At 72.6% G+C, this 15,087-nt stretch carries 17 protein-coding genes and 1 pseudogene; 8 read left to right on the top strand and 10 right to left on the bottom strand.

The features are described 5' to 3' along the window. Positions 1 to 114 precede the first annotated feature (114 nt). The 3 genes from ACWCPN_RS33580 to ACWCPN_RS33570 all read right to left on the bottom strand — a co-directional run bounded on the left by ACWCPN_RS33580 (position 115) and on the right by ACWCPN_RS33570 (position 2,956). The gene (locus tag ACWCPN_RS33580; protein ID WP_451214144.1) at positions 115 to 1,398 is read right to left on the bottom strand and encodes an RNA polymerase sigma factor; all 1,284 of its coding nucleotides are present in this window, start codon (positions 1,396 to 1,398) and stop codon (positions 115 to 117) included. Then, complete coding sequence (locus ACWCPN_RS33575; protein WP_451214142.1) at positions 1,395 to 1,757, bottom strand: YciI family protein; 363 nt, start codon at positions 1,755 to 1,757, stop codon at positions 1,395 to 1,397. The genes ACWCPN_RS33580 and ACWCPN_RS33575 overlap by 4 nt, the downstream gene beginning before the upstream one ends. Before the next feature lie 482 nt (positions 1,758 to 2,239). Beyond that, positions 2,240 to 2,956, bottom strand: coding sequence for an SDR family NAD(P)-dependent oxidoreductase (locus ACWCPN_RS33570; protein WP_451214139.1), 717 nt, complete (start codon positions 2,954 to 2,956; stop codon positions 2,240 to 2,242). Between the two features lie 64 nt (positions 2,957 to 3,020). On the opposite strand from ACWCPN_RS33570, the gene ACWCPN_RS33565 reads away from it, so the two are divergent. From ACWCPN_RS33565 to ACWCPN_RS33555, 3 genes are all read left to right on the top strand, one after another. Beyond that, on the top strand, positions 3,021 to 3,569 hold the full coding sequence (locus tag ACWCPN_RS33565; protein WP_451214136.1) for a MarR family winged helix-turn-helix transcriptional regulator: 549 nt from the start codon (positions 3,021 to 3,023) through the stop codon (positions 3,567 to 3,569). A 580-nt stretch (positions 3,570 to 4,149) separates the two neighbouring features. Further along, complete coding sequence (locus tag ACWCPN_RS33560) at positions 4,150 to 4,485, top strand: hypothetical protein (RefSeq protein ID WP_451214133.1); 336 nt, start codon at positions 4,150 to 4,152, stop codon at positions 4,483 to 4,485. An 857-nt stretch (positions 4,486 to 5,342) separates the two neighbouring features. Beyond that, positions 5,343 to 5,915 carry a GNAT family N-acetyltransferase gene (locus ACWCPN_RS33555; protein ID WP_451214130.1) on the top strand — a complete coding sequence of 191 codons (573 nt, stop codon included), beginning with the start codon at positions 5,343 to 5,345 and terminating at the stop codon, positions 5,913 to 5,915. A 199-nt stretch (positions 5,916 to 6,114) separates the two neighbouring features. Here the strand turns inward: ACWCPN_RS33555 and ACWCPN_RS33550 are convergent, their stop codons facing one another. The 3 genes from ACWCPN_RS33550 to ACWCPN_RS33540 form a co-directional block, all read right to left on the bottom strand. Then, positions 6,115 to 6,774, bottom strand: a complete 660-nt coding sequence (locus ACWCPN_RS33550) for a hypothetical protein (protein WP_451214127.1) — start codon at positions 6,772 to 6,774, stop codon at positions 6,115 to 6,117. Between the two features lie 276 nt (positions 6,775 to 7,050). Beyond that, on the bottom strand, positions 7,051 to 7,266 hold the full coding sequence (locus ACWCPN_RS33545; RefSeq protein WP_451214124.1) for a VOC family protein: 216 nt from the start codon (positions 7,264 to 7,266) through the stop codon (positions 7,051 to 7,053). A gap of 392 nt (positions 7,267 to 7,658) precedes the next feature. Next, entirely contained in the window at positions 7,659 to 7,919 is a 261-nt protein-coding gene (locus ACWCPN_RS33540) for a hypothetical protein (RefSeq protein ID WP_451214121.1), read from the bottom strand. Between the two features lie 1,127 nt (positions 7,920 to 9,046). Between ACWCPN_RS33540 and ACWCPN_RS33535 the strand changes: the two genes are divergently transcribed. The 4 genes from ACWCPN_RS33535 to ACWCPN_RS33520 all read left to right on the top strand — a co-directional run bounded on the left by ACWCPN_RS33535 (position 9,047) and on the right by ACWCPN_RS33520 (position 10,970). After that, complete coding sequence (locus tag ACWCPN_RS33535; protein ID WP_199209018.1) at positions 9,047 to 9,259, top strand: hypothetical protein; 213 nt, start codon at positions 9,047 to 9,049, stop codon at positions 9,257 to 9,259. Between the two features lie 400 nt (positions 9,260 to 9,659). Continuing rightward, positions 9,660 to 9,917: a transposase gene (locus ACWCPN_RS33530; protein ID WP_392293966.1), complete on the top strand. Its 258-nt coding sequence runs from the start codon at positions 9,660 to 9,662 to the stop codon at positions 9,915 to 9,917. Beyond that, on the top strand, positions 9,914 to 10,690 hold the full coding sequence (locus ACWCPN_RS33525; RefSeq protein ID WP_451214118.1) for an IS3 family transposase: 777 nt from the start codon (positions 9,914 to 9,916) through the stop codon (positions 10,688 to 10,690). Before ACWCPN_RS33530 ends, ACWCPN_RS33525 begins: the two co-directional genes overlap by 4 nt. A gap of 10 nt (positions 10,691 to 10,700) precedes the next feature. After that, the gene (locus ACWCPN_RS33520; RefSeq protein WP_199209021.1) at positions 10,701 to 10,970 is read left to right on the top strand and encodes a hypothetical protein; all 270 of its coding nucleotides are present in this window, start codon (positions 10,701 to 10,703) and stop codon (positions 10,968 to 10,970) included. A gap of 85 nt (positions 10,971 to 11,055) precedes the next feature. Here ACWCPN_RS33520 and ACWCPN_RS33515 read toward each other — a convergent pair whose 3' ends face one another. Then, positions 11,056 to 11,427: a helix-turn-helix domain-containing protein gene (locus ACWCPN_RS33515; RefSeq protein WP_451214114.1), complete on the bottom strand. Its 372-nt coding sequence runs from the start codon at positions 11,425 to 11,427 to the stop codon at positions 11,056 to 11,058. A 319-nt stretch (positions 11,428 to 11,746) separates the two neighbouring features. Between ACWCPN_RS33515 and ACWCPN_RS33510 the strand changes: the two are divergent. Further along, a pseudogene (locus tag ACWCPN_RS33510) lies at positions 11,747 to 12,224 on the top strand (hypothetical protein). A gap of 47 nt (positions 12,225 to 12,271) precedes the next feature. On the opposite strand, the gene ACWCPN_RS33505 reads toward ACWCPN_RS33510, so the two are convergent. From ACWCPN_RS33505 to ACWCPN_RS33495, 3 genes are all read right to left on the bottom strand, one after another. After that, the gene (locus ACWCPN_RS33505) at positions 12,272 to 12,658 is read right to left on the bottom strand and encodes a hypothetical protein (protein ID WP_451214112.1); all 387 of its coding nucleotides are present in this window, start codon (positions 12,656 to 12,658) and stop codon (positions 12,272 to 12,274) included. 489 nt (positions 12,659 to 13,147) lie between these two features. Next, on the bottom strand, positions 13,148 to 13,720 hold the full coding sequence (locus ACWCPN_RS33500) for a dihydrofolate reductase family protein (protein WP_451214109.1): 573 nt from the start codon (positions 13,718 to 13,720) through the stop codon (positions 13,148 to 13,150). Between the two features lie 648 nt (positions 13,721 to 14,368). Further along, the coding region (locus tag ACWCPN_RS33495; protein WP_451214106.1) for a BN159_2729 family protein at positions 14,369 to 15,087 on the bottom strand (719 nt) is incomplete at its 5' end.

Here is a 15,087-nt window from a genome sequence, read left to right as displayed (position 1 = left end):
GCCTGTCACGGTCGCTCTGAGCTCAAGGAGGGGCCGGGCTGGGGCGGCCGACCTGCCGAAGCCGGGTCCCGGGGCAGCCTCGGATCGGGGGCCGGCCACCAGGTGGCCGGTGGCCTACGCCCGGTGCGAAGCGGCGAGGCGTTCGGCCAGAAAAACGCGCTCGGCGTCGTTCCCGGTCAGCTCCAGCGCCTGGTGGTAGGCGAGCGAAGCCTCCTGCGGGCGGCCGAGGCGATGCAGCAGGTCCGCCTTGATCGCCGGCAGGTACGGGTATCGGGCGAGTCGGTCGTCCTTCTCCAACTCCGTTATGTCTTGCAGCGCTTGTGCGGGACCGGAGACCATCGAGACCGCCACCGCGCGGTTCAGCGCCACCACCGGTGAGGGCCACACCGACAGCAGCTCGTCGTAGAGGGTGACGATCTGGGGCCAGTCCGTCCGGTCGTAGGACGGCGCCTCGGCGTAGAGCGAGGCGATCGCCGCCTGCAGGACGTAGCGATTCGGTCGTCCGCCGCGCAGCGCGTCCACGATCAGGTCGTGCGCCTCGGCCATCGCCGCACGGTCCCACAGCGATCGGTCCTGGTCCTCCAGGCGCAGCAGGCGACCGTCGGCGTCGATCCGGGTGGCGCGCCGGGCGTCGGTGACCAGCAGCAGGGCGAGCAGCCCCCGCGCCTCCGGCTCGTCGGGCATCAGCTCCCGCAGCATCCGGGCGAGCCGAAGCGATTGATCCACCAGGTCGTTGCGTACCAGGGCAGGGCCGGACGGTGCGGTGTGCCCGGTGGTGAACAGCAGATGGATCACGCCGAGCACCGCGCGCAGCCGGTCCGGGAGTTCGGCCGCTTGCGGCAGCCGAAAGGGGATCCGCGCGGAGGCGATCTTCTTCTTCGCCCGGGTCATCCGGGCGGCCATCGTCGGCTCCGACACCAGCAGCGTCCGGGCGATGTCGGCGGTCCTCACCCCGCACACCAGCCGCAGGGTGAGTGCCAGTTGCGCCTGTTGCGCCAACGCCGGATGGCAGCACATGAAGATCAGTCGCAGTCGCTCGTCCGGTACTACGTCCTCCGGCTCGACGGCGGCCGCCTCGTCGGTGGCCGCCTCGTCGGTGGTCGCCTCGTCCTGTGTCTCCTCGGGCTCTGCCAGCAGCGGGAGTTTCGAGCGGATCGTCTGCTCGCGCCGCAGCGCGTCCATGGCGCGGCGCTTGGCCGCGGTGGTGAGCCATGCCTCCGGGGTGTTTGGGATCCCGTCGCGGGGCCAGCTCGCAAGGGCCGTGGCGTACGCCTCCTGCACGCATTCCTCGGCCAGATCCAGGTCGCGCGCGACGCGCGCCGTCGCGGCGAGCACCAGGGCCCATCCACGGCGGTGCGCGTCCGCGACCGCCGTCTCGACGTCTGCCGGGGACGTCATGCCGTGGCGGGCCGGGTGGCGATGAAGCCGCCCTCGACGGGCCGGACCTCGACCCCGCTGCCCTGTTGGGTGGCGGGATTGGCGCGAGCGATCCGCAAAGCGGCGTCCAGGTCGGGCGCCTCGATGACGGCGAAGCCGGCGATGACCTCCTTGGCCTCGATGAACGGGCCGTCCGTCACCACGTCGCCGCGGATCGAGGTCGCCGTGTCGGCGGCGGGCTGCAGCGCGAATGCCGCGACCAGGGCGCCGGAGTCCACCATGTCCTGGAAGTGGCGGTCGTGGGCCTCCCGTGCACCGGGGAGGACCTCGGTCTCGTCGGCGTGTGCCGTCGCGTAGATGAGGATCGCGTATTGAGCCATGGCGGCCGTCCTTCCAGGTACGTGTTGTTGCCTGACACTCTTACGTCGATCGGCCGGCCCGGTTTCGACAGCCCTCCGCGGAATTTCTTCGGCCGGCGCGCCGCGATGCGGCGATCGCCCAGGCGGCCAGGCGGACGCGGGTGTCCGGCAAGTGGAGCTGCACGCCGGTCCGTTGCCGATCGTGTCGACCGGGCCTGCGTCGCCGCTCGCGGAGCCGGTCTCACGTCACGGCCGAGCGGGGGCAGAGGCTTGTGGATCGGGCCGCGTGCCCTCGGCTCCGGGCCCCGCCGTTCGAAGAGGCGGCGTTCGGCCGGTTGCCGGCGGGCGCACGTATCAGTGGACGCCGCGCCACGGTCTTGGCCGGAGCCAGAGCGTGGTGGACAGCGGCCGGGCATGCCGCGAGACCCTCATGCTGTACTCGCAGCCTGCCGGCACGGGTACCGCACGGGGCGTCGTCATTTCCCCGGGACGGCCTGCTGGGGTTACCGCGTGGTGAAGGCGCCGCCGTTGACGTGGATGGTCTGTCCGGTGATGTGACGGGCTCCTGGGGAGGCGAGGAAGTGGGCCGTCAGGGCGATGTCGTCGACGGTGCCGGGGCGTTTGTTGTGGGTCTCCTCCACGAGGGCGTGGCGGCGTTCGTCGCTCAGTTGGCCGTGGAAGAAGTTGGTGTCGGCGATGTAGCCGGCGGAGATGACGTTGCAGGTGACGCCCTGGGGAGCGAGTTCGGCGGACAGTGAGGCGTTCCATGCGCCCAGGGCGGCTTTGGCCGCTCCGTAGGACCCGCCTCGGCGTTCGGCACCGATGGAGCCGATGCTGAGGACGGAGCTGCCGCTGGTGAGTTTGTCCTGGACCGAGGTCGTGGTCAGCACCGCGGTGAGGAGGTTCTGCGCCAGGTTGGCGTGCCACTGGGCGAGCAGCACCTCCAGTGCCGGTCCTTCGCCGGAGGCCGTCCGGGGCAGGCCGCCGGCGGCGTTGACGAGGACGTCCAACGCGTCGAGCCGGGCGGCGCACGCCGCGACCTGCCCGGGGTCGGACGCGTCGCAGACGACGCCGTGCACGCCCAGTTCCTTGGCGGTCTGTTCGACGGTGTCGGGGGTGCGGCCGGTGATGAAGACCTCTGCCCGGTCGGCGGCGAACCGTCGGGCGATGGCACGGCCGATGCCGCTGGTGCCTCCGGTGATGAGCACGGTGCGGGTCACGGATCCTCCTGCTCACTGCTACGTTTAGACCTAAACATAGCTGACGACGACAGGGGATCGCACCGTGTCCGACGCCGCCATCGCATCGGGGGACCCCGCGCCTGCCCACTCCTCCGCCGCCGAGATCGCCGCGGCCTGGCGGCGGGAGAGACCGGGCACCCCGACCGAATCGATCGAGATCGTCACCCCCGTCTGGCAGCTGGCCAAGCTCTTCGCCGACGACCGCACCCGCGCGCTGCGGGAGGCGGGGATCGACGCGGCCACCCTCGACCTGCTGTCCGTCATCCGCCGCTCCGGGCCGCCCTACACCCTCAGCACCCGCGAGATCGCCGCGAGGACACTGGTGACCGCGGGCGCGATCTCCCAACGCGTCGCCCGAGCCGAACGCGACGGCCTCGTCCAGCGGGCACCGGGGACCACCGGCCGCCGAACCGTCCTGGTGAACCTCACGGCCGAAGGCCACGCACTCATCGAACGGTCCGTCGACGCCGTACTCGGCCGGGAGGCCGCACTCGTCGACTGCCTGTCGGCACGCGAACGCACCGCGTTCATCGAACTGCTGGACAAACTGATGACCGACGTCCGCCGGCGCACGGCCCCCGAGGAGCGCTGAACCGGCCCGCCCGACCTCCACCCCGCTCCCGGCACGCCCGCCTGCCCGCCTGCCCGCCTGCCCGAGCGGTGACCTCCCTTCCGGACCAGCACAGCACGCGCCCGGGTCCTCGTATCCGCGCCTGCCTTCTTCCCCGACGCGCTTGCCTGCCGCGGCGGGCGCGGCACCGCGACGGGTTCGGGTGACAGACCTCGGCGTCGGCGTCGGCGTCGGCGTCGGCGTCGGGGATGAGGGGACGGGGCCTCGGCCGCCGAGTGCATGGGCACGGCCTTGCTGCGACTGCGCGAGGCCGGACCGACCGTCCCCTCCTGAGCGTGAACCGCGTGCCCCGGCCCGAACCGCGCCGGCGCCGACCGCTCGTACCGGAACTCCGGGGACGCGGACTCCACTCGTGGTGCCCATCACCGCGGCGCGGGCGCCACCGTCGAGGACAGCGTGCCGGAGGTCGACGCCGGTGCCGTCGCCCGCGCACTTTCGTGCCCGTCACCGGGCGCACGGGGCGGCCGGGCCGACGCGCCCCTCCTCTGAGACTCCTCAAGTCGCTTGGCCTGCGGCGGACATGGCCGTCAGGCTGATGCGCATGACGGGATTCATGGGACTGGGCAAGAAGAACGACGTCGTGCTGACGGTACGGGACGCAGACGTGGTCGCGGCGGCCCTGCGACAGGCGCTGGAAGAAGCCTCACCCCAGGAGCGCCCGGGTCTGGAACATGCCGCCGCTCTGGTGGAGGCCACCGCCGCCGCGAGCGAGAGCCGACTGCGGGCCCGCTGGGTCCGCTTGCGGCTGGCCGCCGTCGGCTTCACCGGTGACATCGCCTCGGTCGCGGCGGTGAAGGCGCTGCGCCAGGCGGAGCCGGAGCTGAGCCTGCTCGCGGCGGTGCGGCTGCAGAAGGAGGCGGTGGCCCACCCGGAGTGAACCGGCGGCACGCGGGGCCCGGCGCCCGTGCCCCTGCCGGCGTGAGCGACGGGAGGTCGGCACGGCGTGCCCGATGGCCGGCCCGGACCGCCGCTCCCCCGGGCTCGCCGGAAGCCCGCCGGCGGATGGCAGCGGCTCACATCGTGAAGTGCCGAAGAGACCCGGCCGCAGGCGTCCCGGCTCGCCGTTGGCCGCGAGCCGTATCAGGGGCCGCTGCAGCAGCCGGCGAGACTGGCGCAGGTCATCGGCCAAGCCACCCGGTCGCGGTCGGGTCCGCTGAACCGCCCGATCAGCTCCGCGGGCGAGGTCCCGCTCGGGCGCCCGCGCTCCGCCATGCGCAGCCTCACACCGCTCGCTCCGCAGCGGTGTCTGCCGGGCGACGCATCTCAACCCCGGTGACGGGCAGACGAAGGCTGCTGCCCGTCCACGGAGGTCCGATGCCCATGACCGGCCCCCTCGCCTACAAGGGGCTCGAGTTGATGCCCACATGGTTCGTCGTCCTGGTCGCGGTGCTGGCTGTGACCGGGATCGTCCTGGCGGTTCGTCGGCGGGGGCGCTGACGGCCGGTCCAGGTGCCGCCGGCGGCAGGGCGCCGGGGGTCCCCGGTTCTGCACACCTCTGGCCGCCGTCCCCACGATCACGGGATGGCCGGCGCCGGCCGCGCCGTTCGATGCCACGGCCCGTCGCCGTGGAGCTTGGGCAGGGGCCGGCACCGTTCCTGCTCGCCGATGCCGGACACCGGTGTCGGCACGCCCGGGGCCGCGACGACCACCCGGGGGGCCAGCCGTGTCGTGCGGCGCCCCTGCGCGCGGTGGCGGGGCTGCGCAGGGGCCGCGGCACCCGGCAGGATCCATGCCATGGACTATCGACATGCCGTCGCGGCCGATGCCCCGGCGATGGCCGAGCTTCTCGCGGCCCACCACCATGACGCGCTCACCGAGCAGGAGCGTGCGCGGCAGGGCTTCGTGCAGGGCAGCTTCGATGCCGGCACACTGCGCGCGATGGCCGAGGACGGGAGCCTGCTCGTCGCGGACGATGACGGGCACCTGGCCGGCCTGCTCGGGCTGGTCTGCCCGCAGAACACCCACGGTGCGCCCCCGCCGGTCCAGGCACTGCTGGAGCGGCAGGACTCGCTCACGTGGCAGGGACGCCCGCTGCGTTCCACGTCCTTTCTGCTCTACGGGCCCGTGGTGGTCGCCGCCGCCTACCGCGGGAAGGGAGTGGCGAGAGGACTGTTCACGGCGGCACTCCGGGCGGCCGCACCACGAGCCGAGGTGATGGTCGCCTTCATCGAACTGGCCAACCAGGTGTCGTGGCACGTCCACGTGGACGGTTTCGGCATGGTCCCCCTGGGCGAGTTCACCCTGGGCGACCGTGCCTACGGCGTCGTCGGCGCATCCACCCGGCCTGCTCGAAGGCCCGGCAGCTGAGCGCTCCCCCGGGCCGCGTCCGGCCGCGTACACCCCGGGGGGCGTGCCCGCGTCCTGGAGCCGCTGGACGACGTCTGGCGGGCGGCGCGGAGCCGCGGGCCGCGCTCGCGGTGCCCCCGGACCCTGCCGATCCTCGGCGGGCGTGCTCGCCGTGTGGTGCGAAGGACCTCCATCGCGGGCACCAGAGGGGGCTGTCCGGTCAGCCGTCGAGCGCGGCGGACGGTGCGTTGCCGTTCTGGGCCTGCCGGGCCCGCTCGGCGAGCACCGTGGCCAGGTCCCGGACGACGTCCTCGTCGATGCCGGGATTTTCCTTGCTGGGGGAATCCGCCAGCGTCCACAGCAGCGTCGTGCCGACCCGGGTCTGGGTCACGGCGCCGGGCTCGCCGTGGAAGCCGGACGAACCGAACCGCGCGTCGCGCTCGTCACCGATCGGGCCGATCCCGAACGTCCTGGCCCTCTGTCCCGCCCTCTTTCCGTAGTAGCCGTCCCAGAGCACGTCGTACGCGTCCCGGGCGGCCTGCTCACTGTCATAGGCGAGGACCAGAAAGGTGACGGTGGCGGCCTTGCCATCGCGCCGGAAGGTCGAGGCGCCGTAGAAGCGGGAGTTCTCGCAGCCCGCGTTGCCCTTGATGGGGCAGGCCTGCGCACGGTAGAGGCCGTCCGTCCCAACGGCCGTGGGCCGAGCGGACTCCTTCCAGCCCGTCACGGCCGGACCATCCGGCAGCGTCTTGCGTACTTGTTCCTTCGTGAGGGCCACCGCCTCGCCGTCGCGGCCGTCGCTCTCCGCGCCCCCGCCGCAGCCGGCCAGCAGCAGCGCCGCCGCGATCGCCCCGCACCACCGGTAGTTCCTCATGGCCATGCCACCGCCCCTCGAGCGGTGATCCTACGCGGACCGTCCTCGCACAGAACGCCGCACATGAACCAAGACCGTCGGCCGCCGTTGCGAGTGATCTGCCGGCCGATGCCGGTTGCGGGGTGCCGGCAAAGACGTGGGACCGGGAGGTGAGTTGCCGGGCCGGGGCAGGACCGAGGAAGGCATCGTGGGCGTCGCGTCGTTCCCCGGCTCACGCCGTCCGGCGGCACAGCACTGTCGTGGTCCGGCGCCGGTGTCCGGGCGTGCGCGGCGGCGGGAGGCTCAGTCGCGCTTCTGCACGAGCTTGACCCGGTGCCCTTCGGGGTCGCGCAGCCAGGCATGGCGAAGGCGGCCGTCCGGGGAGTCGGCGGGAGCCGTCAGCGGCTCGCCTCCCGCGTCGAGTGCCGCCCGGTGCAGGCTGTCGACGTCGTCGCACCACAGCACGATCTCGGTGTTCTCCCCGGGCGTCGTGCCGATACCGAACAGCTCATCACCCACGCGGGCCGAGGTGAACCCGATCCGCGTCCGGCGGCCTCCACTTCGACCTGGTGCGCTACGCCGTCGGGCGGAAAGCGGAAACGCTCGGGCATCCCGAGGCGGCGGTAGAACGCCGCGCAGCGTTCGACGTCCTCGCACCACAGGTTCACCTGGACAGCGTCGAACCTCACCATGCCCCCACGCCACCGCAGAGCCTGCGCACTTCACCCGACTCCCCGCCTCCGCTCCCCCGGCTGCCCTTTCGTGCCGGTCGGCCCGGCCCCCGCGGGGCGGGGCGTGAGAGCGCGCCGCTTCGCGGACGGGCCCCGCGGGCGGGGCGAAGCGGACGGGCCGCCGCCCGCGGTCAGGGGCGCTGACCGCGGGCGGCTCGGATGTGGTGTGGACGCAAGACGTCAGTCGCAGTCCCAGTTGGAGCCACGGTGGTGGTTGCCGTACCGGTACTGGCCCCAGTCCCAGCGGTCGTAGCGGCAGTGGTTGCGGTGATGCCAGCGGTCGAACCGGCCGTAGCGGTCGTAGCGGTCGTAGCGGTCGTCGTCGCAGCCCCGCCGCCAGTCATCGAAGTGGCGGTAGCCGTAGGCGTGGTGGTTGCCCGGGTGGAACGAGGGCGCCACTGCCGTCGTGTGGACCGCCGCCGGGGCCGCGGATGCCTCCATCGAGAGAGGCGCCATGACAGCGCCGGCCGCAAGAAGCGTGCCCGCTACTGCCTTAGCAATGGTCTTCACCTGATCTCCTTTCAAACACCAGGGCTGGTTTAGCTCTGGTGCTGATCGCGACGCTACACAAATGCCCCGTCGTTCATTGCGGATTGAGTTCCCATCAATTTTTCCGGGCATGGCGGCGCGATATGGAAAACGGCAGCTCAGTGGCACTGCCGTGTCCTTTGCGGGGAATCCGCGCCCTGTTCGGTGATGGCGTCCGACCAGGTGAACTCCCGTACCAGACAGACTGGTTCGCAGGAGTGCGACAGGTTGAGACCGATGGGGTTGATGCATCGTCAGGAATTGCCTCGGTTTTTCGGAGTCGTGCGATGAGAAAACGTGCGGCCGGCCTGCGGTGAATTCGGTGAGGCGGGTTCTGGTACTGCCCTGACTTTCGTGGAGTGGATTTCTCGCCGAGAGATGGCGGCCGGCTGCCCGCAGAGGGAAGGACACGCCGGGCCCGGCGTGTCGCCGTCGCCGCCGCACGGCGACCCACGCGGGAGGAGGGCCGCGCCGCAGGGCCGCCAGAAGGCCCTGCGGCGCGGAGTGGAGCACAGGGGAGGGCGACCGTCCGGGGGTCCGGTCGGGGCTTCAGGAGCGGTACGCCGGGGGCGGTTGCGCCTTGGGCCGCGCCCTCGAACGGCGGGCCCGGCGGGTGCCGGCCCCACGCCCGCACGCCGCCGGCCGGCAGGAGCGGCGACCACAACGCGCAGTGGGGGGCGGGTGGTTGAGGCGCCGGGACGAGGAATGGAACAGGCACACGCTTTTGAACGGATGTCGGATATAAGCGGTTTGCGTTGGCCGTTCCCCTTCCGCTACCGTCCACGCTCTCCGGACGAATCGTCCGGAGACTCCGGACGGCGGGGTTGCGCATGGCCCTGCCGTCCGGAGTGACCGTTCCCGTACGGGATCCGTGCGACGCCATCGCGCCCGGCCTGCGGCTTCTGCAGTGGCCGGCAGACCTGTGGCCGGTGGCGTCGGCCGGGGGTGGAGTGCAGCCGGCGGCGGGCAGTTGGTCTGTCCGCCGTCCGGCCCGGCTCCTGATTTCGCGTACATCCCTTCCTTCATTGAAAGGCTTCCTCATGAACAACGACCTGCTCGAGGCCGAGACCGCCGAACTGCTTCCCGGCCGCGAGGCGCTGGGCAAGTTCTCGTTCAGCTTCACGAAGATGACGACCGTCTCGAAGAAGATCGCGCACGTGGACGCCCACAACGAGTCGGCGGCGGTGAACCAGTACTCGCCGTTCGCGGTCGCCCAGTCCCAGGCCACCCAGGCCATCAGCGTCCGGCAGTAGCACGGCCCCTGACGCAGCCGCAGGGGCACGCCCGTCAGGGCGTGTCCCTGCGGCGCGCGGAGCCGCGGGGACCGAGGCGCACGGCCTGCCGGGTGGTGGACACGGCCGGCAGCCGGTGCCGGCGCCGGACGGAGACTGCCTGCCGCCGGTGCCCGGAATCCCCGCGGCGCCCGCCCGTTGGGCGAAGGACGCACCCCGTGGGGTGCGTCGGTCTTCGCACGCCGGGCGGGCGCCGGGCCCGGCCGGCGTCCCGGGGTCGGGCGCCCGGCAGACACCCGGCAGACGTCGGGCAGACGCCCAGCAGGCGCCCAGCAGGCGTCGGGCAGTGAACCGTTTCCCGGGGCAAGGTCCTTATCGCCCGTCCTTCGGTGGCGGCATGAAGAGGTGGGATCCAGATCCAGTGAGCAGTCCTCACCCCGCAGCGCTGCGCGCCCGCGCGGAGCAACTGGCCTCGGAGGGCCGGCCGGCGAAGGAAGTGGCGCGGCAACTGGGCATCTCCGCGCAGACCGTGTACCGCTGGCGGCGCTCCGCTTCGTCGGGTGCGGACCTGGCACGGGCCCGCACCCGCATCGGCGAGCTGGAGAGGGAAGTGCTGTTGTGCCGCGAAGTCATCGCCACCTTGCGGCAGATGATGCCCCCAAAAGACGTTACGAGGTGATCCACGGCCTGGCGTCGCACGGTGTCACGGCGCGCCACCTCGCCGCACTGCTGGGCGTCTCGGAGTCCGGGTACTACGCCTGGCGCGCCCGCACCCCCCTCCCCCGCGCGGTGCGCCGGGCGTGGCTGACCCGTCTGATCCTGGACATCCACCAGGAGTCCGGCTCCGTCTACGGGTACCGCAGGGTGATGCAGGAACTCGGCCGCCGCTACGGCATCGACGTCGGCCACACCACCGTGGAGGCCGTCATGAAGGGGGCCGGGATCCGCGGCCGGGCAGGAAGGCCGCACGAACAGGCCCCGCCCGAAGGCGCCGGTACGCCCGGCCGGCGCTGGGTTGTCGACGTGCTGGCCGTCACCACGGTGGAGGGCCCCGTGTACGCGGCCGTCGTCCTCGACACCGTCTCGCGCCGTCTGGTCGGCTGGAGCACCGCCGCGGCCGCCCACCGCACGCTCGTGCACCGCGCCCTGATGGCCGCCGTCACCCGCGCCGAGCACGCCGAACCCGCCGCCCGGGCGGGGGGTGGGAGTCTGCCGGGCTGCTCCTTCACCGAGCGGGCCGGCTCCTTGCAGTGCGCGCCCGTCCACGCGGCCGTCGGGGACTGGTACGACCACGCGGTCGTCGGCGCCTTCTGGGACGGCGTCCACCGCGACCTGCACGGCCCGTCGCCCTGGCCGGACCGGCAGTCGGCCGAGGGCCGGCTCGGCGAGATCTTCGACCGCTTCGCCGCTCGGGCCCCGGCCGCCCCGCCGGCGCCACTTCCCACCCCGTAAGGCGGATCCTTTGGAAACGACAGCATCCGGGACAGCCGCCGGCCGTCCCCGGCCCGACATCCACCCCGGGCAGGACACCTCCACCGCCCACGCCCACCGGCTGCGCCTGTACGGCGCGCTGGACCGGGTGTGTGTGCCCCTCGCCGCCGCCGACGTCCAGGCCGTGTTCAAACTGGCCGAACTCGACTGCGTCACCGTGCACGCCGTCATCGACTGGATCACCACGGCACGCACGCTCGAACCACTCCCGCACCCGCACCCCCTGCCGCACCCGAGGTGACAGCTACCCGAGGCGACGGCACCCGAGGTGACAGCTACCCGAGGTGACGGCACCCGGCGTGCGGCCGGGCGAGAGGCCCCTTCTCCTACGGGGCGCCGTTCGCGTGCAGCAGCGACTCGACGAGGACGGCCACGTGCCGGCGGTCCGTCGGGCTCAGCTTGTGCACGCTCGCGATGAGGATCGCCACCTCCGGATCGGCGGCCTCGGGGGCGTCCTCGAGGTAGAGGTGGACGCCCGCGGCCTCGGCGGCGGCCCGCTGCACCGGCGCCACCGGGACGCCCAGTCCCTTGGCCAAGCCCTCCAGAGTGGTCTGCTGGGGCATCTGCGCCAGCCGCTCCGACGTCGCCAGATGGTGGACCGTCGAACGGGAGATGCCACCGCGGCGCGCTACATCGCTGTAGGACCAGCCGTACTGGTCCAACTTGTGCTTGATCATTTCCTGCAGTGTGTTGGGCACGCCGGTTCTTCCTGTGAAAGAGGGAGGGACCGCCTGTCGATGAGTCTAACGGCCCTACCGCCGGGGCGTTCCGCACCTTCTTCTCCCCCGGCGCCCTGCGCTACCCTGCCCGCCGACTTCACGTCATGATCGGCACCCGCGAACCGGGGCGCCGCGTCTCGCCGCCCGGGTCGGCCCGCGACGCGGCGAGACGCGGCAGCCGGTCCCTTCGTCGGCAGGTTCCCGGCTCGTCCCGTGCGTTCCCGATCAGTGCCGGCAGGCGGCGGCCGGTCGGCCGAAGCGACGCGGGCCGTCGCCCGCGGGGTGAGGGCATGGGACGATGACGGCCGTGTCAGGTCAGGTCTGGGTGTCGCTCATCTCGCTGGGCGGCGTCGTCCTCGGCGGTGCGTTGTCCTACCTCGTGCAGCACCGGACTCAACTCTCGGCCGAACGCGCTGAACAGCGGCGGCAGCGGATCTCCTTGTCGAAAGGCCAGGCGCGCGGAACGGCTGGCGTTGCTGGAGCGGTTCATCGAAGTGGGCGCCGAGGCCGAACGCTGCGCCTTCAGCCGGCCTTCCGAGTGGGACGACACCCACGACTGGTTCCGCACGACCCGGGACGTCATGAACCGGCTGTGGGTCGCGGAACGGCTCATCCGCATCCAGTTCCCCCTGGCCGTGCACGACGCGGCCCGCGCGTACTTCCTCGACCTCAACCGGACGGTGGGGGAAGGCCTGCCGGAGGGGGAGAGCGTGCGCGACCACCTGGAGGACAACCGGCTCGCTTTCCTGGACGCGGCCCGCGCGGTCATGGACTAGCGCACCGCCGGCCCCCGGGGATCCTTTGTCCGGGGCTCCGCTCGCGGTCAGGCCGGCAGGAAGCCCGGCCACCAGGGCGGGACGCCGTCCGGGCACGACGGGGCGGGATAGGAGTCCGGCATGCCGAGCCATGTGACCAGGAACCAGGCGCACCACAGGGCGAGGACCAGCCAGCCGGCCAGTGCCGTCCCGCGATGACGCCTGCCGAGGGTGCGGTGCAGCACGATCCACGAACCGGCAGCGGCGATCCAGATGAGAGGCGCAAGGAGCAGCAACGTCAGGCCATTGGCCGCCGGGCTGCTGCCGATGTCACAGGCAGCCCACGCCCTGTCGATCGCGGTAGCGGTCGCCACCGCGATCGGCGCACCGAAGACCGCGCCCGAGCCGGCCCCTCCCCGCCAGCGGCTCGGGGAACCCGACGGCTCAGCCCCCACGATCGTCTCCCCCTCAACTCGCCGTAACGCGCCGTAGGGGCGGACAGTATCAACATCAACGTCGCGCAGCCGGTTCGCAGTTGCTCCTCGGCTACGGCAGCGTCGCTGTCGCGCCGTGAGGCCGTGGCGTCGCTGGAGTTCTCGGCCGCCGGCAGGTCAGGCCATGGTGCCTTCGGCGGTCCGGAGACGACGGGCTGCGTCGCACCGCGGTCTCGATGCCCCTGCCGGGGGGTGCGGTGGGTGCGGTGGGTGTTGTCGCGTCCGTGCCGGAAGGGGGGCGCGGCCGGCGCTTCCCGGGTGCCGTGTCTGCGTCGGCCCTCGCCCCGGGGGGGGGGGGGGGGCCGGGGTGGCGCCGTGGGCGGCCACCCGCTGGAACAGGCTCGCCGCACCGTCGAAGGACGCATCAACCGGGGCAGGGGCGCGGCATCGCCGCCCGCTGCGTGCAGTAGGGCCACGGTGGTGATGGGATCCCAGGGGCAGGGAGTCCTGTCAGCGGACGACGTCGAACACGTTCTTCTGCAGGCCGTTGGCGTAGACGTCGTGCTCGACCAGCTTCAGCTTCTGGGTGTCCTTGTCCGTGGTGGAAAAGAGCCGCTTGCCCGCTCCGAGCAGGAGCGGGAAGACGAGCAGGTGGTAGCGGTCGATGAGGTCGGCGTCCGCGAGGGCCTGGTTCAGACCGGCGCTGCCGTGGACGATGATCGGGCCGCCTTCGGTCCGCTTCAGCGCGGCGACCTCGTCGAGGGAGCGCAGGATCGTCGTCTCCCCCCAGTTCGTCACCAGGTCGCCCTCGGTCAGGGTGGTCGAGACGACGTACTTCGGCATCAGTTTGTAGTCGGCGAAGTCCTCCATGGCGGGCCACACCGGGCTGAACGACTGATAGCTGGTCCGGCCCATCAGCATCGCGGTGGCTTCCTTCTGCTCACGGCCCTTGAGCTCGAACGCCTCGGGGAGGAACTCGACGTCCTTGAAGGTCCAGCCGGAGTTGCGGTAACCGGGCTCGCCGCCCGGGGCCTCCACGACGCCGTCGAGGGAGATGAAGGCGGTGCTGATCAGGGTGCGCATGGCGGGTTCCTCGGTGTCTCGTGTCCGGTTTGCGAGCCGACTCGGTCGGCGCGTGCTTCGACCGCTGTCGCGGCCGCCGCGCACCCACCGTGATCTCTGACTGTCGATCATGAAGGAACTCATCGGCCGCCACCGCCCTTTTCGGCAGACCCGGCGAAGCGCGCACCACGCACAGAGATCCGCGCGCGCCGCTCGACCGCGCGAGGGGTCAACGGCGCAGCGGCGGCGGGCAGAGGGGCTGCCTCACCAGGCGGCGTGGCGTCCGATGCGGTCGGGCTCACGGATCCAGACGACGCGGGGCCAGCCCGGTGACACCGCCGGCCGATGCCCTCTTCGTGATGACTCCGCGACCTTCGCGATGACTCCGCGACGGCTTCCCCGAACCCCGGCCCGCCGCATCCGGGTGAGGGTTCGCACCAGCGCCGAGTCCAGCGCCCGGTTCGGCCCCTGTGCCCGAAGCCGCCGGCGAGCGGCGTCACGCCGCTGGTCGTCGTCAGGCGCGACCACTCGATCGCACACCCCTCCCCCTCCCCCTGGCAGACGGGCTGGTGCGCGGGCCGGGCGCGGTCCGGCCATCGACCGCCCTGCGGGGATCGCGCGTCGAGGTCCCGGGGCCGCGCAGGGGCGGGCCGGCGGCGCGGGGTGCGGTCAGCCCGTTTCGTGGCGGCCGGGGTTCGCGGCGACGGGGGTGAGGGGCCCGTTCGCCTCCACGATGGAGGTGAGCGGGTAGGGCGGGCCGCTGGTCCCGTCCAGGGTGAGAAGGGGGGTGTCGTCCTCCTGGCGCAGGCCGTCGTAGAGCCACATCTGGCCGAGGCGGTCGGTGTGGTTGAGGGCGAGGTCGTAGACGCGGCCCCCCAGAACGAAGGGGTCGGCCGCCCGCTGGGCCGCCTCCTGCAGAAGACGGGGCACGGCCTCCGCGGTGAGACGGACCGCCACCCCGTCGAGGTCTGCGGTGGCGGTCTGGACCCATCCGCTGCGGTGGGTCGGCGCGTTCAACGGTGCACCGATCGCGGCCAGCCAGTACTCCCAGTCGCTCAGCGACACGGCGTGGATGCGGACGTCGACGCGGTCATGGTCTGCGGTGATCCCGGTGACCTCGAGCCGGGCCGCGTTCTCCGCCCGCAGCCTGGCCGCCGTGACCGCGGCCGACGGCCGCGCCCCGTCCTCGCCGGGCGTGCGCGACTCCTGGACGCCGGTGTGCTGGGCCGGTTCGGGTGCCAGTGCGGTCGGCTGCTGGGCGAGGGCCGGTTCGAGCCCCTCGGCCTGCTGGACGGGGACTGGGTCGAGCACCGCGGCCTGCGGAGCGGGGACTGGGTCGAGCACCGCGGCCCGCTGGGCGGAGTGCGGTTCGAGCCCCTCGGCCTGCG

The organism is Streptomyces sp. NPDC002386 (assembly GCF_053593175.1).
This window is presented reverse-complemented; position numbering and strand designations above follow the sequence as displayed.

Bases quoted from the DNA above. Each gene is read 5' to 3' on its own strand.
- ACWCPN_RS33575 (WP_451214142.1), bottom strand. From the start codon at position 1,757: ATGGCTCAATACGCGATCCTCATCTACGCGACGGCACACGCCGACGAG.
- ACWCPN_RS33550 (WP_451214127.1), bottom strand. From the start codon at position 6,774: ATGGCCATGAGGAACTACCGGTGGTGCGGGGCGATCGCGGCGGCGCTG.
- ACWCPN_RS33535 (WP_199209018.1), top strand. From the start codon at position 9,047: ATGAACAACGACCTGCTCGAGGCCGAGACCGCCGAACTGCTTCCCGGC.
- ACWCPN_RS33580 (WP_451214144.1), bottom strand. From the start codon at position 1,398: ATGACGTCCCCGGCAGACGTCGAGACGGCGGTCGCGGACGCGCACCGC.
- ACWCPN_RS33555 (WP_451214130.1), top strand. From the start codon at position 5,343: ATGGACTATCGACATGCCGTCGCGGCCGATGCCCCGGCGATGGCCGAG.
- ACWCPN_RS33560 (WP_451214133.1), top strand. From the start codon at position 4,150: ATGACGGGATTCATGGGACTGGGCAAGAAGAACGACGTCGTGCTGACG.
- ACWCPN_RS33500 (WP_451214109.1), bottom strand. From the start codon at position 13,720: ATGCGCACCCTGATCAGCACCGCCTTCATCTCCCTCGACGGCGTCGTG.
- ACWCPN_RS33540 (WP_451214121.1), bottom strand. From the start codon at position 7,919: ATGGAGGCATCCGCGGCCCCGGCGGCGGTCCACACGACGGCAGTGGCG.